Origin of the sequence: Geosporobacter ferrireducens (assembly GCF_001750685.1) — a bacterium.
Classification (GTDB): domain Bacteria; phylum Bacillota; class Clostridia; order Peptostreptococcales; family Thermotaleaceae; genus Geosporobacter; species Geosporobacter ferrireducens.
This window is the reverse complement of the sequence record NZ_CP017269.1, coordinates 835,328-853,519: the sequence shown is the minus strand read 5'-3', so window position 1 is coordinate 853,519 and position 18,192 is coordinate 835,328. Positions and strand designations below refer to the sequence as shown.

Sequence of the window (18,192 nt, the reverse complement as noted above, 5' to 3'; positions counted from 1 at the left end):
ACATACTGTTGGCATGTTCATTATGTTATTCTGATAAAAATAAAGCACAGCTTGTGAGAGACTTGTTCTAATTCACGGGAAGAGGAGGATGAATTTATGAAAAACAATATCAGAAAAAAAGCAATGGATATTGTCTCAAATGCAGAAACAACTGTATTAAGCTCAATTGATGAAGGAGGGTGGCCAAGGGCTGTTACCATGTCAAATATTAAAGCAGAAGGATTAGAAACGATTTGGTTTGCAACAGGAACAACTTCTGCAAAGGTAAAGCACTATAAAGAAAACAATAAAGCCAGTGTTTGTTATAGTGCTGGAAACAATGGGATTACTTTAATTGGAGATATGGAAATTGTTGATGACATGGATGTAAAAAAAGCCCTATGGACAGATTGGTTTATAGCTCATTTTCCTGGTGGCGTAACAGATCCTGAGTATTGTATATTAAAATTTGTTACAAAGGATGCAGTGTTGTGGATTGATAATGTTTTTGAGAAATTTTCCTCGGAATCATAGGTTAGTCTGGAGTATAAAGATCGGGAAATCTTAGTTGGATTTTAATCAAATACTTGTATAGATTTACACTTCTAAAAAGGAATATAAATGTAGGGAACGACCTCCTGTGTCGTTCCGGAAAGCGGGCAGACCTGGATGTCTGCCCGCTGTATTTTCTGAAAGAGCTAGATTTTATTTAAATGAAAGATGAATCTCTAGCTTTTTATTTTTTATTTAAAATAGAAAGTCTACATTTTTCATGACTCACAGAAGAATACGAAAGAAGAGTAATATGGAAAATTTTACATTTAAAAATCATGATATAGGCAATATTATGCTAAAATATACCTAAGATGTGTACGGGAATATATGGAAAGACACAGAAAATACTGAGAGAGGGTACCTATTCTAAGTACCAAAAATAGCTGCATACCAGAGAAAGGAATAAAACCAATACAGAGAATAAGAGGAGATATATTGAAATCTGCAGTAGTAAAGTTGAATTTAAGATTCCTGAGAACCCCAACAGAAGGGTCCATGCCAATAAGAATAGGCGTAGAGGAATTTGAAGCTCTTTCCAATGGCTGATAAGCTCAATTGCCGTATAAACAGACAAATAACATAAAAGTATAAAACCAACTGTGGCGAGAACAATTCCCATATATCTATGATTTGCGATGAGTTGCAGGGAATGAACGAACAAACTATCGGCCTGTGTATAAGAGTACCATACGATTTGCGGATACATGAATGAAACCTTACCCAGTAAACTACTGGTAATGCCTATAAAAACAAAAAAAAAGTATAGGAAGGAATGATTTTGTCTCCGCACCTTTACCTGCCTCCACAATAAAAGATTACTATCAATCTATGCGATCGTGAAAAAAAATATTATTAAATGTTAATACTATGAATATATCTTATATCAAAACAGGATTCCATTTAGTGATTGTAAAATGAGTTAAAAGGCAGGGGTTTAATATGAATTATAATATCAGCATTGATGAAGGAAAACATAAGTATGGCTATATAAAGGGAAAAATTGAAAATTACAATTGGTATGCATTAGTACACAAGGAGAAAATCGATATAGGAATTGATCCTCTAAATCTTCAGAGTGGTTTAGGGAGAGTATCAAGACTATGCATTTATAAAGAAGTCATAGAACACGGAGGAAATCCCTATCTTCCAACCTCCAGCATCAGGAGATTTATCTATGCCAATTATAAAAGGGAATGGGACGTATTGAGTAGCGAATGTATGGATATGACAAAAGAACTGGTTAATTATCTGGAAAGAAGGTATTCGCTTAGAATCGTGAAATGATCGGGGGACTGAAAAGATGGAAAACGATAGTATTAAAGTTGGTTTGAGAAAGATTCCAAATCCTATAGGTTTGGTAACAGCTCAGTTTAATGAGAAAAAAGATGTAACGACGGTAGCTTGGATTTCAAAGGTTTCAAATATACCGCCTCTTGTGATGGTTAGTATTGCACCGGAGCGGTATATCCACGATTTAATAAAACAGTCTGGTGAATTTACGCTAGCTATTCTTGCTGAAAAACAGGAGCAATTGGCATTATACTGTGGAAGCAAGACTGGGTACGATGTAGACAAGTTTCAGGAAGCGAAAATTATGACAGAAAAACCCTTTTATGTAAAGGCTCCCCTTATTCAGAACGCTGTTGTTAATCTGGAATGTAAGGTTCAAGACCTATATACAGCAGGAGACCATACACTCTTTATTGGCGAAGTTTTAGCTGCATATCATAATGAAGATGTTGTAAAGCCACTGGTACTGACGGATAAGATCAGCAGTTTGCAATTTTAACAGGCAGAAAGGATGCCTGTTTTTTTATTGAGAATAAAAACTAGTTCTATAGCCCCAAAAAAAGGAAAATAAGAGGATTTAGTCGAAAGGTGTAGAAAGAACTCTAGGACAATATCTGTTCAAATTTATTGAGATAGGAGGGATTATATTGGGGTCGTGTTATTGATAATTACCGTGAATGTCTTGTTCTATTTGTTGTATAATGCAGTTTTTTGTAAGGTTGGAATTAGCAGAAAATTATTTATCAACAGTACATTTTTTGGTACAACAACAGGATTTACTTTTCCATTCGTGGCTACTTACTATAACCTAAAGAATGCTATTATTTTATATTTTATCATCCTTTGTGTTTTCCTGTTCTTTTTAAATGGTCAAAAGTATGCAGGCATTTTGGTTGGTAGTAGTATGCTTATATTGGGAAATACATTGCTTGATCGTCAGGAATCCTTAGATGCAATTGCAATAGAACCAAATGCAGAGGCTATCGCCATGACAGAAGTTGTCACAGGGATAGAGTCATTTCAACAGGAGGACCAGGCGTTCATAGAGGATTCTGAAGAAGGTGAAGAAAAGGAATTGCTCGGAGAATACTTTGATCCTGAGATTTCACTGGAAACCTCTCCTGATTTACCAGAAGAAGAACCTTCTGGGATAGTAGAAATCCAGAGGGATTTACCTTATTATATTGATAAAGCCTTCGAATATAAGACACAAGGAAGAAATGTAGAAGCCTTGGAAAGCTTCATGCATATTCTACAAACATCAAAAGAGGTTAATACGAGGTTTTTAAGCTGCATTCATATTGCTGCTATATACAAGGATATGGATCAAAAACAGCAAGCGCAAGACATCTTGTATTATTTTATAAAAGATAATACAAGTGCAATTGATCTAAGTCTTTTGCGGCAGGCTGCGGCACTGTTAAATACTTGATTCAAACATAACAGGAGGGGAAAGCATGAAAAGCTTAAAGGAAATTATTAATCTTCCCATTATCAGCGTATTTGAAGGGCAAGAGGTAGGGCGAATAAAAAACGTAGTAGTCAATCCAGAAAACGGAACGGTAGAGTATTTTGTAGTAGATGATAAATCTATGTTTCAGATCAAAGTTGTTCCAATGAGCAAGATCATGGGAATCGGAGATGAAGCTTTGATGATTGAAACTGCTGAATTATTGATAGATGCACAACAGGAGCCAAAAGTTGTAGATTTGTTGAATAAAAATGTGGGTGTGGTTAAGAGTAAAGTATTTACCAAAAAAGGAAAAAATCTTGGTTTGATCCGAGAAATTTTTATTGATGATGAATGTGGAAAAATTATTGGTTGTGAAATAGAAAATGATGGACAGCTCAAGTTCTTTGATTCTAGATCTATTATTACCTATGGGAAAGAAGTTACAATTGTAGAACACGAGCTCCAGGATCAACTAAAGGAATCACTTGCAGCATTACTGGATGGGGGAAAGGTAGAAATAAAGGACATTGTAGAAGTTGAAGTGTCAGCTACTACAGAAGCTTTTCAGAAAAAACAACGTGAGTATCTGATTGGAAGAGAAGTGTCCAAGACAATTATGGACGGAGAAACGATGCTGGCCTATGAAGGGGAAATGATTACTGAAGAATTGATCCACAAGATGGAGAATGCCGGCAAGTTTTTAGAATTGACATTACATGTGAAGTAATTGGAGAGAACTATCTTAGTAGTATAAGATAGTTCTTTTTTATTATTGAGCTTTTAAAAAGATTTTTTAGAGTAAAGGATAATTTGAAGGATTATTGAGGAAAAATAACGAAAGATAAGTTATAATTTGATTAGAAGAATATAACAAATAATTCTGAATCATAAGGAGTGCTTCATGAATATACCAAATATTTTAACGATCCTCCGTTTCCTACTTATCCCGGTATTTATCTATGTTTTTTATTCTGGAGCGGCTAATAGCATTGTCTTAGCTTTTTATGTCTTTCTATTGGCAGGAATTACGGATATATTAGATGGATATATTGCGAGAAAATATAATAGGATTACCAAGTGGGGGCAAGCCATGGATCCATTGGCTGACAAGTTGATGCAGATGACTGTACTAGCCTGTTTAACTCACCGTCAATATATTCCCTTATGGGTGATCCTAATTATCGGAGCCAAAGAAACCTTGTTGATTCTTGGCTCGCTGGTGTTATACCATTATGGCAACAAGCTGGTTATCCCCTCCAATAACTTTGGAAAGATGGCTACAGTACTTTTTTATGGGGCTATATTTGCTGTTGTATTTCAAATGCCCTATCATATCATTTGGGTTATAGCAGCAGTCGTAGTAACACTAATGGCACTGGTTAAATATATAATCGGCTTTAAAAAGCTCCAAAACAAAAATTTTGTTGGGTAAGTCTTGACTTTTGCATAATATGGGATATAATGATGAAAAAATGAAAATTTATAAAGCGTTGAAGAAGAGAAGTAGTCGATTGTCTGCCTTTAGAGAGAGAAATCCGTGGCTGAAAGATTTCTTGGTAAGGATTGTCGAAGGTAGCTTCTGAGCAACTGAATTGAGAAGGTATGAAGGTAGATTCAGTCGGGTGATTCCGATAAAAATTATTAAGTGCCGGCAGTATATGCCGGAATTAAGGTGGTACCGCGAAATAACTCTTTCGTCCTTAACTTGGGAATGAAGGGGTTTTTTATTTTACCAGAAAGCTCGAGGTGGTATAGTGTTCTTTGTAGGAATTGTGTTTCTGTTTTTCGGAGGCTTCTTTGTATATGGAAGTAGATGGATTGTAAGGATAATAGGCAAAAACGATCAGCATACGGTTGTCATCATTAAGACGATTGGAATGATTATGACATTGCTGGCTTTTTGGCTGATTCTATCCGGAGAATTCCCAAGAACATTAGAATTTATAAGAATATTTAGCAGACAGAAAGGAGTGCTGTTATGTCAGCGAAGAATTTAGAAAAAACCTATAGCCCTCAAGAATTTGAAAAAAAGGTATATGAAAATTGGATGGCGAAGGGTTATTTTCATGCAGTAGTAAATCCAGAGAAAACACCCTATACGATTGTATTGCCGCCACCTAATATTACAGGGCAGCTGCATATGGGACATGCGTTAGACCATACGCTGCAGGACATATTAATTCGATGGAAGCGAATGCAGGGATATGAGGCTCTTTGGCTTCCCGGAACAGATCATGCCAGTATAGCTACGGAAGTAAAGGTAGTTGAGAAAATCCAAAAAGAAGAAGGCCTAAGCAAGCAAGATGTCGGAAGAGAAGGCTTTTTACAAAGAGCCTGGGCTTGGAAGGATGAATATGGTGGAAAAATCGTAGAGCAAATGCAAAAGCTCGGTAATTCCTGTGACTGGGAAAGAGAGCGGTTTACCATGGATGAAGGTTGTAGCAAGGCAGTTACGGAAGTATTTATTAAATTACACGAAAAGGGATATATTTATCGAGGAAATCGACTCATTAACTGGTGCCCTGATTGTAAAACATCTTTGTCCGATGCAGAAGTAGAGCACGAGGAGAAACAAGGGCATTTTTGGCATGTCAAATACCCTGTAAAGGATTCTGATGAATATATTGAGATTGCTACTACAAGACCAGAAACCATGTTGGGAGATACAGCTGTAGCTGTTCATCCAAAGGACGAACGATACAAGCATCTTATCGGAAAAACATTGATTTTACCAATTGTTAATAGAGAGATTCCGGTGATAGCGGATGATTATGTCGATCAGGAATTTGGAACTGGAGCAGTTAAAATTACTCCAGCCCATGACCCTAATGATTTTGAAGTAGGTTTGCGTCATAATCTACAGCAGATTACGGTAATGCATGATGATGCGACCATGAATGAACAAGCGGGAAAGTACGCAGGAATGGACCGTTACGAATGTAGAAAAGCGTTAGTAAAGGATCTGCAGGACCAAGGCTATCTGATGGCTACAAAGGAACACCAGCATAATGTAGGAATATGCTATCGATGTAGCACGATAGTAGAACCAAGACTTTCAGATCAATGGTTTGTACAAATGGAAGAATTGGCTAAGCCTGCAATAGAAGCCGTACAAAGTGGTGCTATTAAATTTGTACCAGAACGCTTTAGCAAGACCTATCTGCATTGGCTGGAAAATATACGGGACTGGTGTATCTCAAGACAGTTGTGGTGGGGACATCGTATACCTGCTTATTATTGTCAGGATTGTGGAGAAATCACCGTAGCCGCCAAAGCACCTGAAAGCTGTTCGAAATGCAGCAGTCATCAGTTTAAGCAGGATGAGGATGTATTGGATACATGGTTCAGTTCAGCACTATGGCCTTTCTCAACTTTGGGTTGGCCGGAGAATACTGAAGAATTAAAGTATTTTTATCCCACGGATGTATTGGTGACAGGATATGATATTATTTTCTTCTGGGTTGTTCGGATGGCTTTTTCTGGATTGGAGCAAATGAAAAAGGTACCCTTTAAATATGTTTTTGTTCATGGCCTCGTAAGGGATGCGCAAGGAAGAAAAATGAGTAAATCCTTGGGAAACGGCATAGATCCGCTGGATATTATCGATCAGTATGGTGCCGATGCCCTACGGATGACCCTTGCTACTGGAAACAGTCCTGGTAATGATATGCGTTTTTATATGGAACGGGTAGAAGCCAGTCGGAATTTTGCAAACAAGCTCTGGAATGCTACGAGATTTGTACTAATGAACCTAGAGGATGTAAATTTTGACCGCAGTCAGGCAATGGCAAATTTAACTTTGGCAGACCAATGGATTTTATCTAGAATGAACAAAGTTATCAAAGAAATTACAGATAACTTGGATAAGTTTGAACTGGGAATGGCAGTACAAAAAGTATACGATTTTACTTGGAGTGAGTATTGTGATTGGTATATCGAGCTGGTAAAACCACGTTTATATGGTGAGGATATAGCTTCAAAGAAGACGGCACTTTATACCCTTACACTTGTATTAGAAAATATACTTAAACTATTGCATCCTTTTATGCCTTTTATTACAGAGGAGATTTGGCAGCATCTGCCTACCACGAAGGAAGAGAGCATTATGGTGGCACCATGGCCTAAAACGGACACAGAATTAGATTTTACGGTACAGGAGCAGGCTATGGATCTAGTAATGGACGCTATCCGCAGTATTCGAAATATCCGTGCAGAGATGAATGTAATACCTTCTAGAAAAGCTAAAGTAATTCTTGTTGCATCAGCAGAAAGTGCCTATGTGTCAATGGAAATGGGCAAAAACTACTTTTTAACCCTGGCTGGAGCTTCCGAAGTAGTACTGCAAAAAGACAAAAAAGATATACCAGAGGATGCAGTATCAGCGATTGTACCAGGGGTTGAAATCTTCTTGCCTTTAGATGATCTGGTAGATTTGGAAAAAGAAATTGACAGACTTGAAAAAGAAAGAGCAAAATTGGAAGGTGAGCTGAAGCGCGTAACTGGAAAATTATCCAATGAAGGTTTTCTGGCAAAGGCACCTGCCTCTTTGATAGATGAAGAAAAAGGCAAGCAGGCATCTTACCAACAGATGATGGATAAGGTACTGGAAAGACTGAAAGCCATGAAGAGCAAGAAGAAATAATATAACCTAAAGACCAGGACAAATGTAGGGAAGGTTCTATATGTCGTCTCGGAAAAGCGGGCAGACAAGTAGGTCTGCCCCTACATAAATACATTTTACTTGTAAAGCGAAGATCAATAACATACAGGGGGCGTTATGATGAACTATCAAGAGGCACTAGAATATATTTCAAGTGTTTATAAATTCGGCAGTAAATTGGGATTGGAAAATATAAAATATCTATTAAATCTAATGGGTAATCCCCATGAAGGGCTTAAAGTAATCCATGTAGCCGGTACAAATGGGAAAGGTTCTACATCTTCCTTTATTAGTTCTGTATTGGTAGAACAAGGCTATAAAGTAGGTTTATATACATCTCCTTTTTTAGAAGAATTCACTGAAAGAATAAGAGTGAACGGTATGAACATACCTAAAGGGGAATTGGCGGAAATCACTGCATTTACCAAAGAAAAAGTTGAGGAAATGCTTGCTTCAGGAATGAATCATCCTACTGAGTTTGAAGTGGTTACGGCCATCGGCTTTGAGTATTTTAAACGGCAAATGGTTGACTACCTTGTGTTGGAAGTCGGATTGGGAGGACGGGGAGATTCTACAAATGTGATTGATGATCCTCTTGTTTCTGTCATTACACCGATTGATTTTGATCATATAGAATATCTGGGAAATACACTGGACAAAATCGCCTATGAAAAGGCAGGTATCATAAAGAAAAACAGTTTTGTTGTATCTTACCCACAAAAAGAGGAAGCGATGAAGGTTATACAGGAGGTTTCTGCACAACAACATTCAAATCTTCGTGTGGCCGCCATAGATCGTATTGAACTCTTAAAATACGATGAAGAAGGCCAATGCTTCAATACTTATTGCGGAGAAGAAAAGTTTGAAAATTTATCCATCTCCCTCCTAGGAGAGCATCAAACCCAAAATGCTACTGTGGCGCTAACGGCTTTGAACGTGTTAATGGACGAACATCACATTCCAATCTCGAGGGAAGCGCTTTATGAAGGTTTTAAAAAGGCGGTTTGGCCGGGGCGATTGGAGATTATGAAGAAAAATCCAACCGTGCTTATTGATGGAGCCCATAATATCCATGGAATTATTGCCCTAAAAAAGGCACTGACAAAACTTTACGCGCATAAGAAAATACTGCTTGTGATAGCAATATTGGGAGATAAGGATGTTAGTGGAATGTTAAGTGAGATGATACCTTTGGCGGATCAAGTTGTTCTTACACAGCCCAATAACGAGAGAGCTCTGCCTGTAGATAAGCTGGCAGAAAAAGTGATGCTGTACAACAAGCCTATAAGGAAAGAAGCAGAAATACCTCAGGCCGTAGAGGCTGCCTTTGAGTTGGCTGGAGAAGAGGATGTTATTGTTTTCTGTGGTTCCCTATATATGATTGGAGATGTAAGAACAATTTTGCGTACTAGAAAATGATGAAAAATATTTAGGGTGCCGATGCTTTTTAACAGCATATAATAGAAAGCTTGTCATATTTTTCTTTCCTACGCATATATTTGGAAATATATGAGAATGGAGGGGACAGAATGACAGTGATCTTATTCAGACCCTTTAAGAGAATGAATGATAGAGAGCTGATCGAAAAGATCTATAGTACCTTTGATCATCTGAAGAAAGGCCCTGATAATAGAGAAATTTCCCATTTGTGTGACCAACTGATTCGAGAGGCGAAAATTCGAAAATTAGAGTGTCCTAAGGAAATACTATACGAGCGGATTTTCTACCGATAATAGAAATTTAATTTTGAATAGATTTTGATTGGGAAAATCTGTATTATTCTGAAGCGCGAATCGTTTCAAGATTATCGCTTTCTATTATACGCCGTGGCATATGCCACGGCGTTTCATTTTGGAACATTATGAATTCACCTCGTCCTGGTGTTTATTTAAAAAACATCTCACAACAATAGAAGAAGTGCATATGATGATAATAAATTAATTTTATTATGAAAACTGTCTTTTCTACGAGGTGATGGGATGGGAAATGGCATGGAAAGCAAAGTTTATATTTGTAATACAGGAGAAGATTCTATTTCGATTGTTGACTTGAATAAGTTGCAGCAAATCGGAAAGATTGGATTGCAGCAGGGTATAACTCTGAGGGGTATTCGAAAGCCAACCCTTGGACCACACCATATGGTAATAGACTATAACAAACAGTATATTTATACTGCAAATTCCCATAATGCTACGATTAGTATTGTAGATATAATAAAAAACAAAGTGATTGATGATATATGCGTAGGCAGCTGCCCTACTCATTTACAGATGTGTAAAAAAAATAAAACTCTCTATGTGGTGAATAGTGATTCAAATTCAGTTTCTGCCATTGATTTAGAAACCAGCGCGCCTTTAGCGCAGATTCCAGTAGGTGCCATGCCCCATGATATGAAGCTTAGTCTGGATGAGAAGAAGCTATATGTGGTAAACGTAGATGCTCATTCTTTGACAGTGATTGATACAAACAGTAACGAACAAGAAAGGACAATTTTGACACCTCCTCAGCCCTATCATATTACCCTTAGCAGAGATGGAAAACTGCTTTATATTATCAATACCGGATATACATTAATGGAAAAGGGTAGTATATCTGTGGTTGAATTGACCAACTACAGCATTATTCACAGGATCACTGTTGGTAAAATGCCGATGGAGGCAGTAATTGATGATCAGGGACTCTATTTATATATAGCTGATACAGAGATGAATGCAATTAATGTTTTGGAAATTCAGAGCCAAAAAGTAATAGAGCGAATTGATGTTGGAAGGATGCCGGGTTGTATTGGAAAGAGTGCAGATGGAAGATATTTGCTGACTGCGAATATACAGGATAACACGCTCTCGGTGGTAGACTTAATGAATCTAAAGCTATTGGAACAGATTCCTGTAGGGATTGAACCCAATGGAATGTTATGTATATAAAAGTCCTTTATTTTAGAAAAATAAAGGACTTTTACTGGATTAGAAGATGTATAATCTCACCATAAAGTTTAGGTGCATCTTGCTTCCATTTATCGCAAATCTCTTTTGCATATTTATTTGATACTACATTCAGCTTTAAATCAATAAGTACAATATCATTTTCGATTACTTTTAGATCAACAACATATTCATTTTCTTTTTTCTTCGTATAGTCTGCCAGTATTTGCATTTCCTTTAGAAGTATTTGTTTCTTCATTTCTACAGCATGATCTAAGGTGTTTGTCAACTCATCAGAAAGACGATCCCGAAAAAATTGAAGGGTATTTTTGCCCTTTTCTGTTATAAGGTAAAAAAAATTACCCTCACTTTCACTATACTCCAACATGCTGGAAGAAACCAATTCACCTAAAAATTGTTGCAGTAAAAAATAGTTCATATAATCCCTTTCCATTACAAACTGAGTAAACTGTGTATTGGTCAAAGGAATTTCAAAGCGATCTAATATATATAGCAATAAAAGTTTATGTTCGGCTAACTGTTGTGTATTATTATAAAACATTCTCTCACCTGCTTTTGATAATCTATAAACTGTATTTTGTTTCCATCACTTATTATGATTATAGCATACAAAATTGATTTTTGAATCATAAAATTAAAAGGAGAAAGGTTTGAACCTTTCTCCTTTTAATTTTATTAGAACTACTTTCCAGCTAAGCTTCTTTCAGCTGTTTCAACCAATCTTTTAGTCATATAACCGCCAACATATCCATTTTGTCGTGCAGTTAAGTTTCCTTTATCTATTGATTCATAGTTAGAAATTCCAAGCTCTCCAGCAATCTCAAGTTTCATTTGATTTAATGCTGTTCTTGCTTCGGGTACGACAGCTCTATTTCTGTTTGCCATAAAATTTCCCTCCTATTGGTTAGTAGTTATTATCCGTTATCAACATCTTTTGATGTTGTACTATTAATTTAACCACTGAAATCATGAAATATGTTAGTATATTATGTAATAAGGTATAATATCTGGTTAAGATGCATATGAATATTAGATTGACAAAATTTAACTAAATAGAGTGCGTTTTTTAAAAAATTTTAATAGCGGAGTCATGGGGACAGTTCGTCTGGCACAGATGTTTTTTATGTGCCTGAGGAACTGTCCCCGTGGCATAGCGGATGTAACCTATTTATTGCAACTTATAAGAGTACATTTTTTAAAAATTTTTAATGGGGGGAAGAATGAATGGAAAAAGCAGATGGACTAAAACAAAAAATTTTAGAGTGGGGTGCTGCAAAAGTCGGATATGCAGATTTAAGCATGTTGTTACCGGAAGAATATATGCACCTAAAGACCGGGATTTCTATAGCTATTAGACTTTCTGATGAAATCATTAGTCAAATTCAAAAATCACCTACTCATACTTATTTTCATCATTACAGAACGGTAAATGCCTTCATCGATCAGGTAACATTAAAAATTGCTACTGTGCTGCAAAATGATGGATATTTAGTTATGCCTATTGCAGCTTCACAATCCCTAAATATAGACGGAAAAACTTATAAAGGTGTGTTTCCACATAAAACTGTAGCTACAAGAGCAGGTCTAGGATGGATTGGCAAAAGTGCCTGTCTGATTACTCCAGAATTCGGTCCTAGAGTTCGATTAGGAACCGTTCTAACCGATTGGATACCGAAGTACGATGTGCCTATGGATACATCGCAGTGCGGAAACTGCAGAAAGTGCGTTGAAAACTGCCCTGCACTAGCCATTCGTGGAAATCAATGGGAGCCTGGAATCCCACGGGAAGAACTCTTCGATGCGCAAGCCTGTAGTACCCATATGCATCAGCATTATCAACATATCGGAAGAGGTTCGGTCTGCGGAATCTGCGTAAAATCCTGTCCTATGGGCAGAAAAATAATAAAAAGATAATAAAAAGATAATAAAAAGATAGGGTAGATTGCTCTACCCTATGTTAATTTTCGATGCATTTTTAATTTTACATCTTTCCGGATTCCATGAAAATGGCCACTTTCTAACTGCGCTTTTTGTGACTTAGCCTCTTTATGAAAATGTCTGTCTTCGATTTTATAGGTTCTTCTGCCTAACTCAGTTCTTTCACCTTTTACCGTAGTATATTGGCTTCTGATAATAGACAAGTGCAAACACTTCCTTTCTATCGGCTGAATAGCATTGGAATCCTTCTTTATTAGTATGGATGGGAAAAGAATAAAATATTCTTTAGATCAAAACGGAATGGAATAAAATACTAATTACTCTGGTTTATAATCAGCTGGTTTCTTGGATTATACTGGTATATAATGAATTTTAGGAAAAACAATTGGAGGGGGCCTATAGATGAAAACAAATGAGAAATTAATTGCTATGGCTATTGCAGCAATGATCGGCATCACTGGGTGCAACAGCTCTGCTTCACAAAATACTGTAAAAGAGACCGAGAAACCGATTGTTCAGGAAGTTGTTACTCCAGAAGAGGCACAAATTCAGGAACCTATAAAAGAGATCGATTTACAGCAGGTTAAACCGAATGAGGCTGGACAAATTATGGTACTCATGTATCATCACATTGCAGAACCTGAGGCAGAATGGGCAAGAACACCAGAGAATTTTAGGAGAGATTTAGAAGTATTATATGAAAAAGGTTATCGGCCTATTTCTTTAAAAGATTATGCAACGGGTAATATTACTACGGAAGCAGGATATACCCCTGTCGTATTGACTTTTGATGATGGAAGGCAAAACAACTTCAATATGCTGCAAAAAGAAAATGGAGAATGGATCATTGACCCTGACAGTGCCGTAGGAATATTAGAAAAATTTCATGAAGAGCATCCTGATTTCCCAATGAAGGCAACTTTCTTTATCAATGACAATATACCCTTCGGACAAAAGGAGCACCTAGAATTTAAATTAAAATACTTAATAGAAAAAGGACTGGACATAGGAAATCATACTGCTACCCATGTAGACTTTACGAAGGCGGATGCAGATAGAATTCAAAAGGAGCTGGCAGGAATCGTGAATCTAGTGGGAAAAGTACTGCCGGATTATAGGATTGATACCTTGGCATTGCCTTTTGGATCTAAACCCAAAGATAAAAGTCTAATGTCCTATTTAGAAAAAGGAATCCATGAAGGCATTACTTATCAAAATATAGCCATCCTGGAGGTGGGCTGGGATCCTTACAAATCACCCTATCATAAGGACTTTAATTCCTTAGCAATACACAGAGTACGTGCCAGTGATCTTGAAAAATACGTAAAAGGCGTAGGCTTATACGATTGGCTGACACAATTTGAAAAAGGCAGCCGTATCCGCTACGTATCTGATGGAGATCCCAATACGGTGACAGTACCGGAGAAGTATCAGGAGGTATTGGACCCCAATAAGGTTGGAGAAAGAAGCATTCGGACCTATACTATAGAGGAATAAGGAAATGATAAGATAGCATCTACAGCTATCTTATTATTTTTTTTGATAAGTTTACTAATAAAGACAGAAAGGGCAGCAACAATAAGAGGGTTAGTAGATTGAACAAGGTATGCGCATTGGCAATCTGACGTACTGTAAGGTCAGGAGAGAGCTTTACGACAAAGGAAGCGATTAAGTCAATGAACGGAAATAGTATGATGGTTCCGAAAAAATTAAAAAGCAGATGGATGATGGCGGCTCGTTTTCCATTTTTGTCAGTGGCAAAGCTTGAAAGCAATGTGGTTACACAGGTGCCGATATTCTGTCCCATCAATATCGGAAGAGCTTGAGAAAGATTTATAAGACCTTGGTAAGATAATCCCTGCAGTAGTGCAATACCTGTGCTGCTGCTTTGTATAATGCCTGTGGTTAAAGCCCCTAGAAGAATACCTAATAGTTTATGGTCTCCTACAGAAAACAGCATATGTTGAAATCCCAATAGATTTTTTAGAGGATAGAGGGAAACGATCATAACACGTATTCCTAAAAACAATAGTGCAAAACCGATTAGAAATCTACCGAGTTCTTTCATAATCACTGTAAGCTTCAAATGATAAAGTAAAATTCCTAAGAACAGAACATGGGGAATTATTACAAAAAAATCATAGCTAACAAGCTGTGCTGTGATGGTTGTTCCCAGATTCGCACCCATAATTACAGCTGCAGCCTGATAAAGGTTTAGCACACCTCCGTTGACGAGACTTACAACCATTACTGTGGTGCCACTGCTGCTTTGCGTAAGGGCAGTGATCAGAACTCCGCAAAGAATCCCTAAGAGAGGGTTAGCCGTTAGCGTAGATAAAATACCCTTTAATCTCCTCGTGGCAAGAGCTAAAATTCCATCAGACATCATGTTCATACCTAGAAAAAAAATTGAAATACCGGCTAGCGCACCAGCAGTGATTTTTAGGAGCATAACATTTCCTCCCTATAGCGTTGTCACTATTATGTTATATTTATTTTTTAGAGGGAATATGCTGAGAAGAATAAATATTTTCAGGAATATCAGGACAATTTTCGAATAAATTTAGTATTATAGTAGCGATGCATATACAGAAAGGGGGATAAAGGAATGAGAATTATCGTCATTCGCAAAAGCGTTTTATTAGGTTTATTGATATTCATTATGGTATTAGGCACAACGCTGATGTATTCACAGAATATGGGAAATCACATTCTCAGCGTTATGAATAAAGATAAGCTGCTACCGATTTATTGTGTAGATACAGAAGAAAAAAAGGTAGCCATCAGCTTTGATGCTGCATGGGGAGACCAGTTCACCGATGGTATATTGGAAATTTTAGATCGATATAATGTAAAAGCTACTTTTTTTCTAGTAGGCTTTTGGGTAGATAAGTATCCTGATATGGTAAAAAAGATTCACGAGAAAGGGCATGATGTAGAAAATCATTCTACCACCCATCCTCACATGTCAAAACTGTCTACGGAACAAATTGCCCATGAATTAAATACAACCAGCGATAAGATTGAGAATTTGATTGGTGTACGACCTACACTGTTTAGACCTCCCTTTGGAGACTATAGTAATAAAGTAATAGAAACTGTCATGGCAAATAAGCATTATGTGATTCAATGGGATGTAGATTCTTTGGATTGGAAGGAGTTAGGAACTCAACCTGTGGTAGATCGTGTAACAAGAAACGTAAAAAAAGGCTCTATTGTGTTATTTCATAATAATGCAAAATACATATTAGAGTATTTGCCATTAGTGATAGAGCGATTGCAAAAACAAGGCTATGAAATTGTACCGATCTCTCAGATCATTATGAAGGAAAATTATTATATTGATCATACAGGAATGCAAAGAAAAATGAATGTACCACAATAATACAGCGGATTACTGAACATACTTAAAAAATAAATTTTCCATATAAACAAAAATTTCAAGTTGACAGTTTGTGTATAATTCTATAAAATCATGTATAAACATAATATTATGAAATGCAAAGATGGAGAATAGTAAAGGTGTGATGTTTCACAGAAAGCGGATTGGTGATGAGAGATCTGCAAACTAGCTTCTTGAACCCGCTCCGGAGCATATGACGAGCAAGTCATTACGTTGAATCACGTTACGATTAATAAAGTGAGCCGGGAACGGCTAATTAGGGTGGTACCGCGGGTAACTCTCGTCCCTTTACAGGGACGGGAGTTTTTTTACTTTTTTTCAGAAAAGTTCATTGGAAAGTGCCGGCAAACAATGAACTTTTAGAATAATACTATTATAAATAACTAAAAAAGGAGGGTGTTTATGAGTCAACAAAAAGAGCAATGGGGAAGCCGATGGGGCTTTATTGCAGCTTCTATCGGAATGGCAATCGGTACGGGTAATGTTTGGAGGTTCCCGAGGGTAGCTGCAGCCAATGGTGGAGGACCTTTTATCATCGCATGGACAATTGCCCTATTTGTTTGGGTACTTCCGCTCCTAATGGGAGAGATGGTAATGGGACGCCGTACAGGGCTGGGTACAATCGGTGCATTCAGAGATTATATGGGCAAGAAATATACCTGGATGGGTACGTGGATTGCAGCAGTCTGTTTACTCATTATGTTCTATTACTCCGTAATCATGGGCTGGTGTGTAAAGTATTTTACACTAGCGGTATCAGGAGCTTTCCAACCGGGAATGGGAACAGAAGCAACACAGGCAATTTGGAATGCCTTCACAACAACACCATCACAAACCATATTCTTTCATTTTATCTCAATGAGTATAGCTGGAATCATCATATATAAAGGGGTTACAAACGGAATAGAAAAAGCAAGTAAAATCATGATACCGACCCTATTTGGACTATTACTCATCGCATTATTCAGAGCGGTCACATTGCCGGGGGCAGCAAAGGGTTTGGAATTCTTATTTAGTCCAAAGCTGCATATGCTGACAGAACCAAAGATATGGCTGGCAGCCTTTACCCAAGCTGCATGGTCAACAGGAGCAGGATGGGGATTTATCATTACTTATGCAGTGTATACAAAGAAGAAGGAAGATATAGCAGGAAACTGTATGATCATGGGCTTTAGCGATAACGTAGGGGCCCTGATCTGTGGAATGACCGTACTGCCGGCAATTTTTGCATTGTCACCGTCAACAGAGTTTGCAGATGCGGCCCTATCGGCAGGAAATACAGGACTGACCTTTATCTATCTGGCGCAGTTATTCCCGACGATGCCATTTGGAAATATACTAGCGGGCATATTCTTCTTTGCAATGTCCATCGCAGCATTATCCTCCCTATTGCCAATGATAGAAGTAGGGGTAAGAAACATCATGGATGCAGGAGTAGAGCGAAAGAAAGCAACATTAATCGTAATCATCGTTGGATTCTTGGCAGGAGTACCATCGGCCTACAGTTTAAATATCAATGACAACCAAGACTGGGTATGGGGAGTAGGCTTGCTGTTAAGCGGACTGTTTGTAGCCATAGCACTGATGAAGAAAGGACTTGAAAAAGTAAGAAACAACGACATCAACACCCCATGGTCAGATTACAAGATAGGAAAATGGTGGAGTGTATGTGTGGCCTTATTCCCGGTATTTACCGTAGTGATTATCGGCTGGTGGATCTGGCAGGCGATTACCTGGTACCCGGGGAACTGGTGGGATCCAAGAGAAATCTTTAGTGTAGGAACGATAATCGTACAGTTTGCAGTACTCATTGGCATTGCACTGCTGACGAACAATTGGCTGGCCAATAAGATTGGGCAGGGACATGACATTATGGAATCAGCCTTAGAGGATACGAGGGGGTCGAAATAATATGTCAACGACATCGATTGTTATGATGATGATTACCTTAGGATTTTATGGAGGTGGGTTT

Annotated in this window: 19 protein-coding genes and 2 other annotated features; of the genes, 15 read left to right on the top strand and 4 right to left on the bottom strand. The window is 37.6% G+C overall.

What is annotated here, in order from left to right:
- Nucleotides 1-96 precede the first annotated feature (96 nt).
- From Gferi_RS04375 to Gferi_RS04325, 11 genes are all read left to right on the top strand, one after another.
- Nucleotides 97-513 (top strand): pyridoxamine 5'-phosphate oxidase family protein, encoded by a 417-nt coding sequence (locus Gferi_RS04375; protein ID WP_069974422.1) that lies wholly within the window; start codon nt 97-99, stop codon nt 511-513.
- Between the two features lie 960 nt (nt 514-1,473).
- Complete coding sequence (locus tag Gferi_RS04370; protein WP_069974421.1) at nt 1,474-1,818, top strand: hypothetical protein; 345 nt, start codon at nt 1,474-1,476, stop codon at nt 1,816-1,818.
- 16 nt (nt 1,819-1,834) lie between these two features.
- Nucleotides 1,835-2,323, top strand: coding sequence for a flavin reductase family protein (locus Gferi_RS04365; protein WP_069974420.1), 489 nt, complete (start codon nt 1,835-1,837; stop codon nt 2,321-2,323).
- 162 nt (nt 2,324-2,485) lie between these two features.
- A complete protein-coding gene (locus tag Gferi_RS04360) occupies nt 2,486-3,256 on the top strand; it encodes a hypothetical protein (RefSeq protein ID WP_156782319.1) in 771 nt (256 codons plus the stop codon).
- Nucleotides 3,257-3,281: 25 nt separating this feature from the next.
- Nucleotides 3,282-4,004, top strand: a complete 723-nt coding sequence (locus Gferi_RS04355) for a PRC-barrel domain-containing protein (protein WP_069974418.1) — start codon at nt 3,282-3,284, stop codon at nt 4,002-4,004.
- A gap of 174 nt (nt 4,005-4,178) precedes the next feature.
- Nucleotides 4,179-4,709 carry a CDP-diacylglycerol--glycerol-3-phosphate 3-phosphatidyltransferase gene (gene pgsA / locus Gferi_RS04350; protein WP_069974417.1) on the top strand — a complete coding sequence of 177 codons (531 nt, stop codon included), beginning with the start codon at nt 4,179-4,181 and terminating at the stop codon, nt 4,707-4,709.
- Nucleotides 4,710-4,758: 49 nt separating this feature from the next.
- Nucleotides 4,759-4,982 (top strand) — a binding site (T-box leader).
- A 49-nt stretch (nt 4,983-5,031) separates the two neighbouring features.
- Nucleotides 5,032-5,274: a hypothetical protein gene (locus tag Gferi_RS04345; protein ID WP_069974416.1), complete on the top strand. Its 243-nt coding sequence runs from the start codon at nt 5,032-5,034 to the stop codon at nt 5,272-5,274.
- Nucleotides 5,256-7,919 (top strand): valine--tRNA ligase, encoded by a 2,664-nt coding sequence (locus tag Gferi_RS04340; RefSeq protein WP_069974415.1) that lies wholly within the window; start codon nt 5,256-5,258, stop codon nt 7,917-7,919. The genes Gferi_RS04345 and Gferi_RS04340 overlap by 19 nt, the downstream gene beginning before the upstream one ends.
- 135 nt (nt 7,920-8,054) lie before the next feature.
- Nucleotides 8,055-9,356 (top strand): bifunctional folylpolyglutamate synthase/dihydrofolate synthase, encoded by a 1,302-nt coding sequence (locus Gferi_RS04335; protein ID WP_236932691.1) that lies wholly within the window; start codon nt 8,055-8,057, stop codon nt 9,354-9,356.
- Nucleotides 9,357-9,466: 110 nt separating this feature from the next.
- Nucleotides 9,467-9,670, top strand: coding sequence for a hypothetical protein (locus tag Gferi_RS04330; protein WP_069974413.1), 204 nt, complete (start codon nt 9,467-9,469; stop codon nt 9,668-9,670).
- A 258-nt stretch (nt 9,671-9,928) separates the two neighbouring features.
- Nucleotides 9,929-10,861, top strand: a complete 933-nt coding sequence (locus Gferi_RS04325; protein WP_169832964.1) for a YncE family protein — start codon at nt 9,929-9,931, stop codon at nt 10,859-10,861.
- Nucleotides 10,862-10,892: 31 nt separating this feature from the next.
- On the opposite strand, the gene Gferi_RS04320 is transcribed toward Gferi_RS04325, so the two are convergent.
- Together Gferi_RS04320 and Gferi_RS04315 are read right to left on the bottom strand one after the other, a co-directional pair.
- On the bottom strand, nt 10,893-11,420 hold the full coding sequence (locus tag Gferi_RS04320) for a DUF4364 family protein (RefSeq protein ID WP_069974411.1): 528 nt from the start codon (nt 11,418-11,420) through the stop codon (nt 10,893-10,895).
- Nucleotides 11,421-11,560: 140 nt separating this feature from the next.
- Complete coding sequence (locus Gferi_RS04315) at nt 11,561-11,764, bottom strand: alpha/beta-type small acid-soluble spore protein (RefSeq protein WP_069974410.1); 204 nt, start codon at nt 11,762-11,764, stop codon at nt 11,561-11,563.
- A gap of 339 nt (nt 11,765-12,103) precedes the next feature.
- On the opposite strand from Gferi_RS04315, the gene Gferi_RS04310 reads away from it, so the two are divergent.
- A complete protein-coding gene (locus Gferi_RS04310; protein ID WP_069974409.1) occupies nt 12,104-12,793 on the top strand; it encodes a 4Fe-4S double cluster binding domain-containing protein in 690 nt (229 codons plus the stop codon).
- A gap of 38 nt (nt 12,794-12,831) precedes the next feature.
- Here the strand turns inward: Gferi_RS04310 and Gferi_RS04305 are convergent, their stop codons facing one another.
- A complete protein-coding gene (locus tag Gferi_RS04305; protein ID WP_069974408.1) occupies nt 12,832-13,020 on the bottom strand; it encodes a hypothetical protein in 189 nt (62 codons plus the stop codon).
- A 199-nt stretch (nt 13,021-13,219) separates the two neighbouring features.
- Here Gferi_RS04305 and Gferi_RS04300 point away from each other — a divergent pair, with 199 nt between their 5' ends.
- A complete protein-coding gene (locus Gferi_RS04300; RefSeq protein WP_069974407.1) occupies nt 13,220-14,314 on the top strand; it encodes a polysaccharide deacetylase family protein in 1,095 nt (364 codons plus the stop codon).
- Nucleotides 14,315-14,339: 25 nt separating this feature from the next.
- Here the strand turns inward: Gferi_RS04300 and Gferi_RS04295 are convergent, their stop codons facing one another.
- Nucleotides 14,340-15,269, bottom strand: coding sequence for a Na/Pi cotransporter family protein (locus Gferi_RS04295; RefSeq protein WP_069974406.1), 930 nt, complete (start codon nt 15,267-15,269; stop codon nt 14,340-14,342).
- 156 nt (nt 15,270-15,425) lie between these two features.
- Between Gferi_RS04295 and Gferi_RS04290 the strand changes: the two genes are divergently transcribed.
- A complete protein-coding gene (locus tag Gferi_RS04290) occupies nt 15,426-16,202 on the top strand; it encodes a polysaccharide deacetylase family protein (RefSeq protein WP_069974405.1) in 777 nt (258 codons plus the stop codon).
- 109 nt (nt 16,203-16,311) lie between these two features.
- Nucleotides 16,312-16,511 (top strand) — a binding site (T-box leader).
- Nucleotides 16,512-16,622: 111 nt separating this feature from the next.
- Nucleotides 16,623-18,131, top strand: a complete 1,509-nt coding sequence (locus Gferi_RS04285; protein ID WP_069973765.1) for a sodium-dependent transporter — start codon at nt 16,623-16,625, stop codon at nt 18,129-18,131.
- Nucleotides 18,132-18,192 lie beyond the last annotated feature (61 nt).

Excerpts from the sequence above, each read along its gene's own strand:
- Gferi_RS04375 (WP_069974422.1), top strand. The coding sequence starts at position 97 with ATGAAAAACAATATCAGAAAAAAAGCAATGGATATTGTCTCAAATGCA.
- Gferi_RS04370 (WP_069974421.1), top strand. The coding sequence starts at position 1,474 with ATGAATTATAATATCAGCATTGATGAAGGAAAACATAAGTATGGCTAT.
- Gferi_RS04365 (WP_069974420.1), top strand. The coding sequence starts at position 1,835 with ATGGAAAACGATAGTATTAAAGTTGGTTTGAGAAAGATTCCAAATCCT.
- Gferi_RS04355 (WP_069974418.1), top strand. The coding sequence starts at position 3,282 with ATGAAAAGCTTAAAGGAAATTATTAATCTTCCCATTATCAGCGTATTT.
- pgsA (WP_069974417.1), top strand. The coding sequence starts at position 4,179 with ATGAATATACCAAATATTTTAACGATCCTCCGTTTCCTACTTATCCCG.
- Gferi_RS04340 (WP_069974415.1), top strand. The coding sequence starts at position 5,256 with ATGTCAGCGAAGAATTTAGAAAAAACCTATAGCCCTCAAGAATTTGAA.
- Gferi_RS04335 (WP_236932691.1), top strand. The coding sequence starts at position 8,055 with ATGATGAACTATCAAGAGGCACTAGAATATATTTCAAGTGTTTATAAA.
- Gferi_RS04330 (WP_069974413.1), top strand. The coding sequence starts at position 9,467 with ATGACAGTGATCTTATTCAGACCCTTTAAGAGAATGAATGATAGAGAG.
- Gferi_RS04325 (WP_169832964.1), top strand. The coding sequence starts at position 9,929 with ATGGAAAGCAAAGTTTATATTTGTAATACAGGAGAAGATTCTATTTCG.
- Gferi_RS04320 (WP_069974411.1), bottom strand. The coding sequence starts at position 11,420 with ATGTTTTATAATAATACACAACAGTTAGCCGAACATAAACTTTTATTG.
- Gferi_RS04315 (WP_069974410.1), bottom strand. The coding sequence starts at position 11,764 with ATGGCAAACAGAAATAGAGCTGTCGTACCCGAAGCAAGAACAGCATTA.
- Gferi_RS04310 (WP_069974409.1), top strand. The coding sequence starts at position 12,104 with ATGGAAAAAGCAGATGGACTAAAACAAAAAATTTTAGAGTGGGGTGCT.
- Gferi_RS04300 (WP_069974407.1), top strand. The coding sequence starts at position 13,220 with ATGAAAACAAATGAGAAATTAATTGCTATGGCTATTGCAGCAATGATC.
- Gferi_RS04295 (WP_069974406.1), bottom strand. The coding sequence starts at position 15,269 with ATGCTCCTAAAAATCACTGCTGGTGCGCTAGCCGGTATTTCAATTTTT.
- Gferi_RS04290 (WP_069974405.1), top strand. The coding sequence starts at position 15,426 with ATGAGAATTATCGTCATTCGCAAAAGCGTTTTATTAGGTTTATTGATA.
- Gferi_RS04285 (WP_069973765.1), top strand. The coding sequence starts at position 16,623 with ATGAGTCAACAAAAAGAGCAATGGGGAAGCCGATGGGGCTTTATTGCA.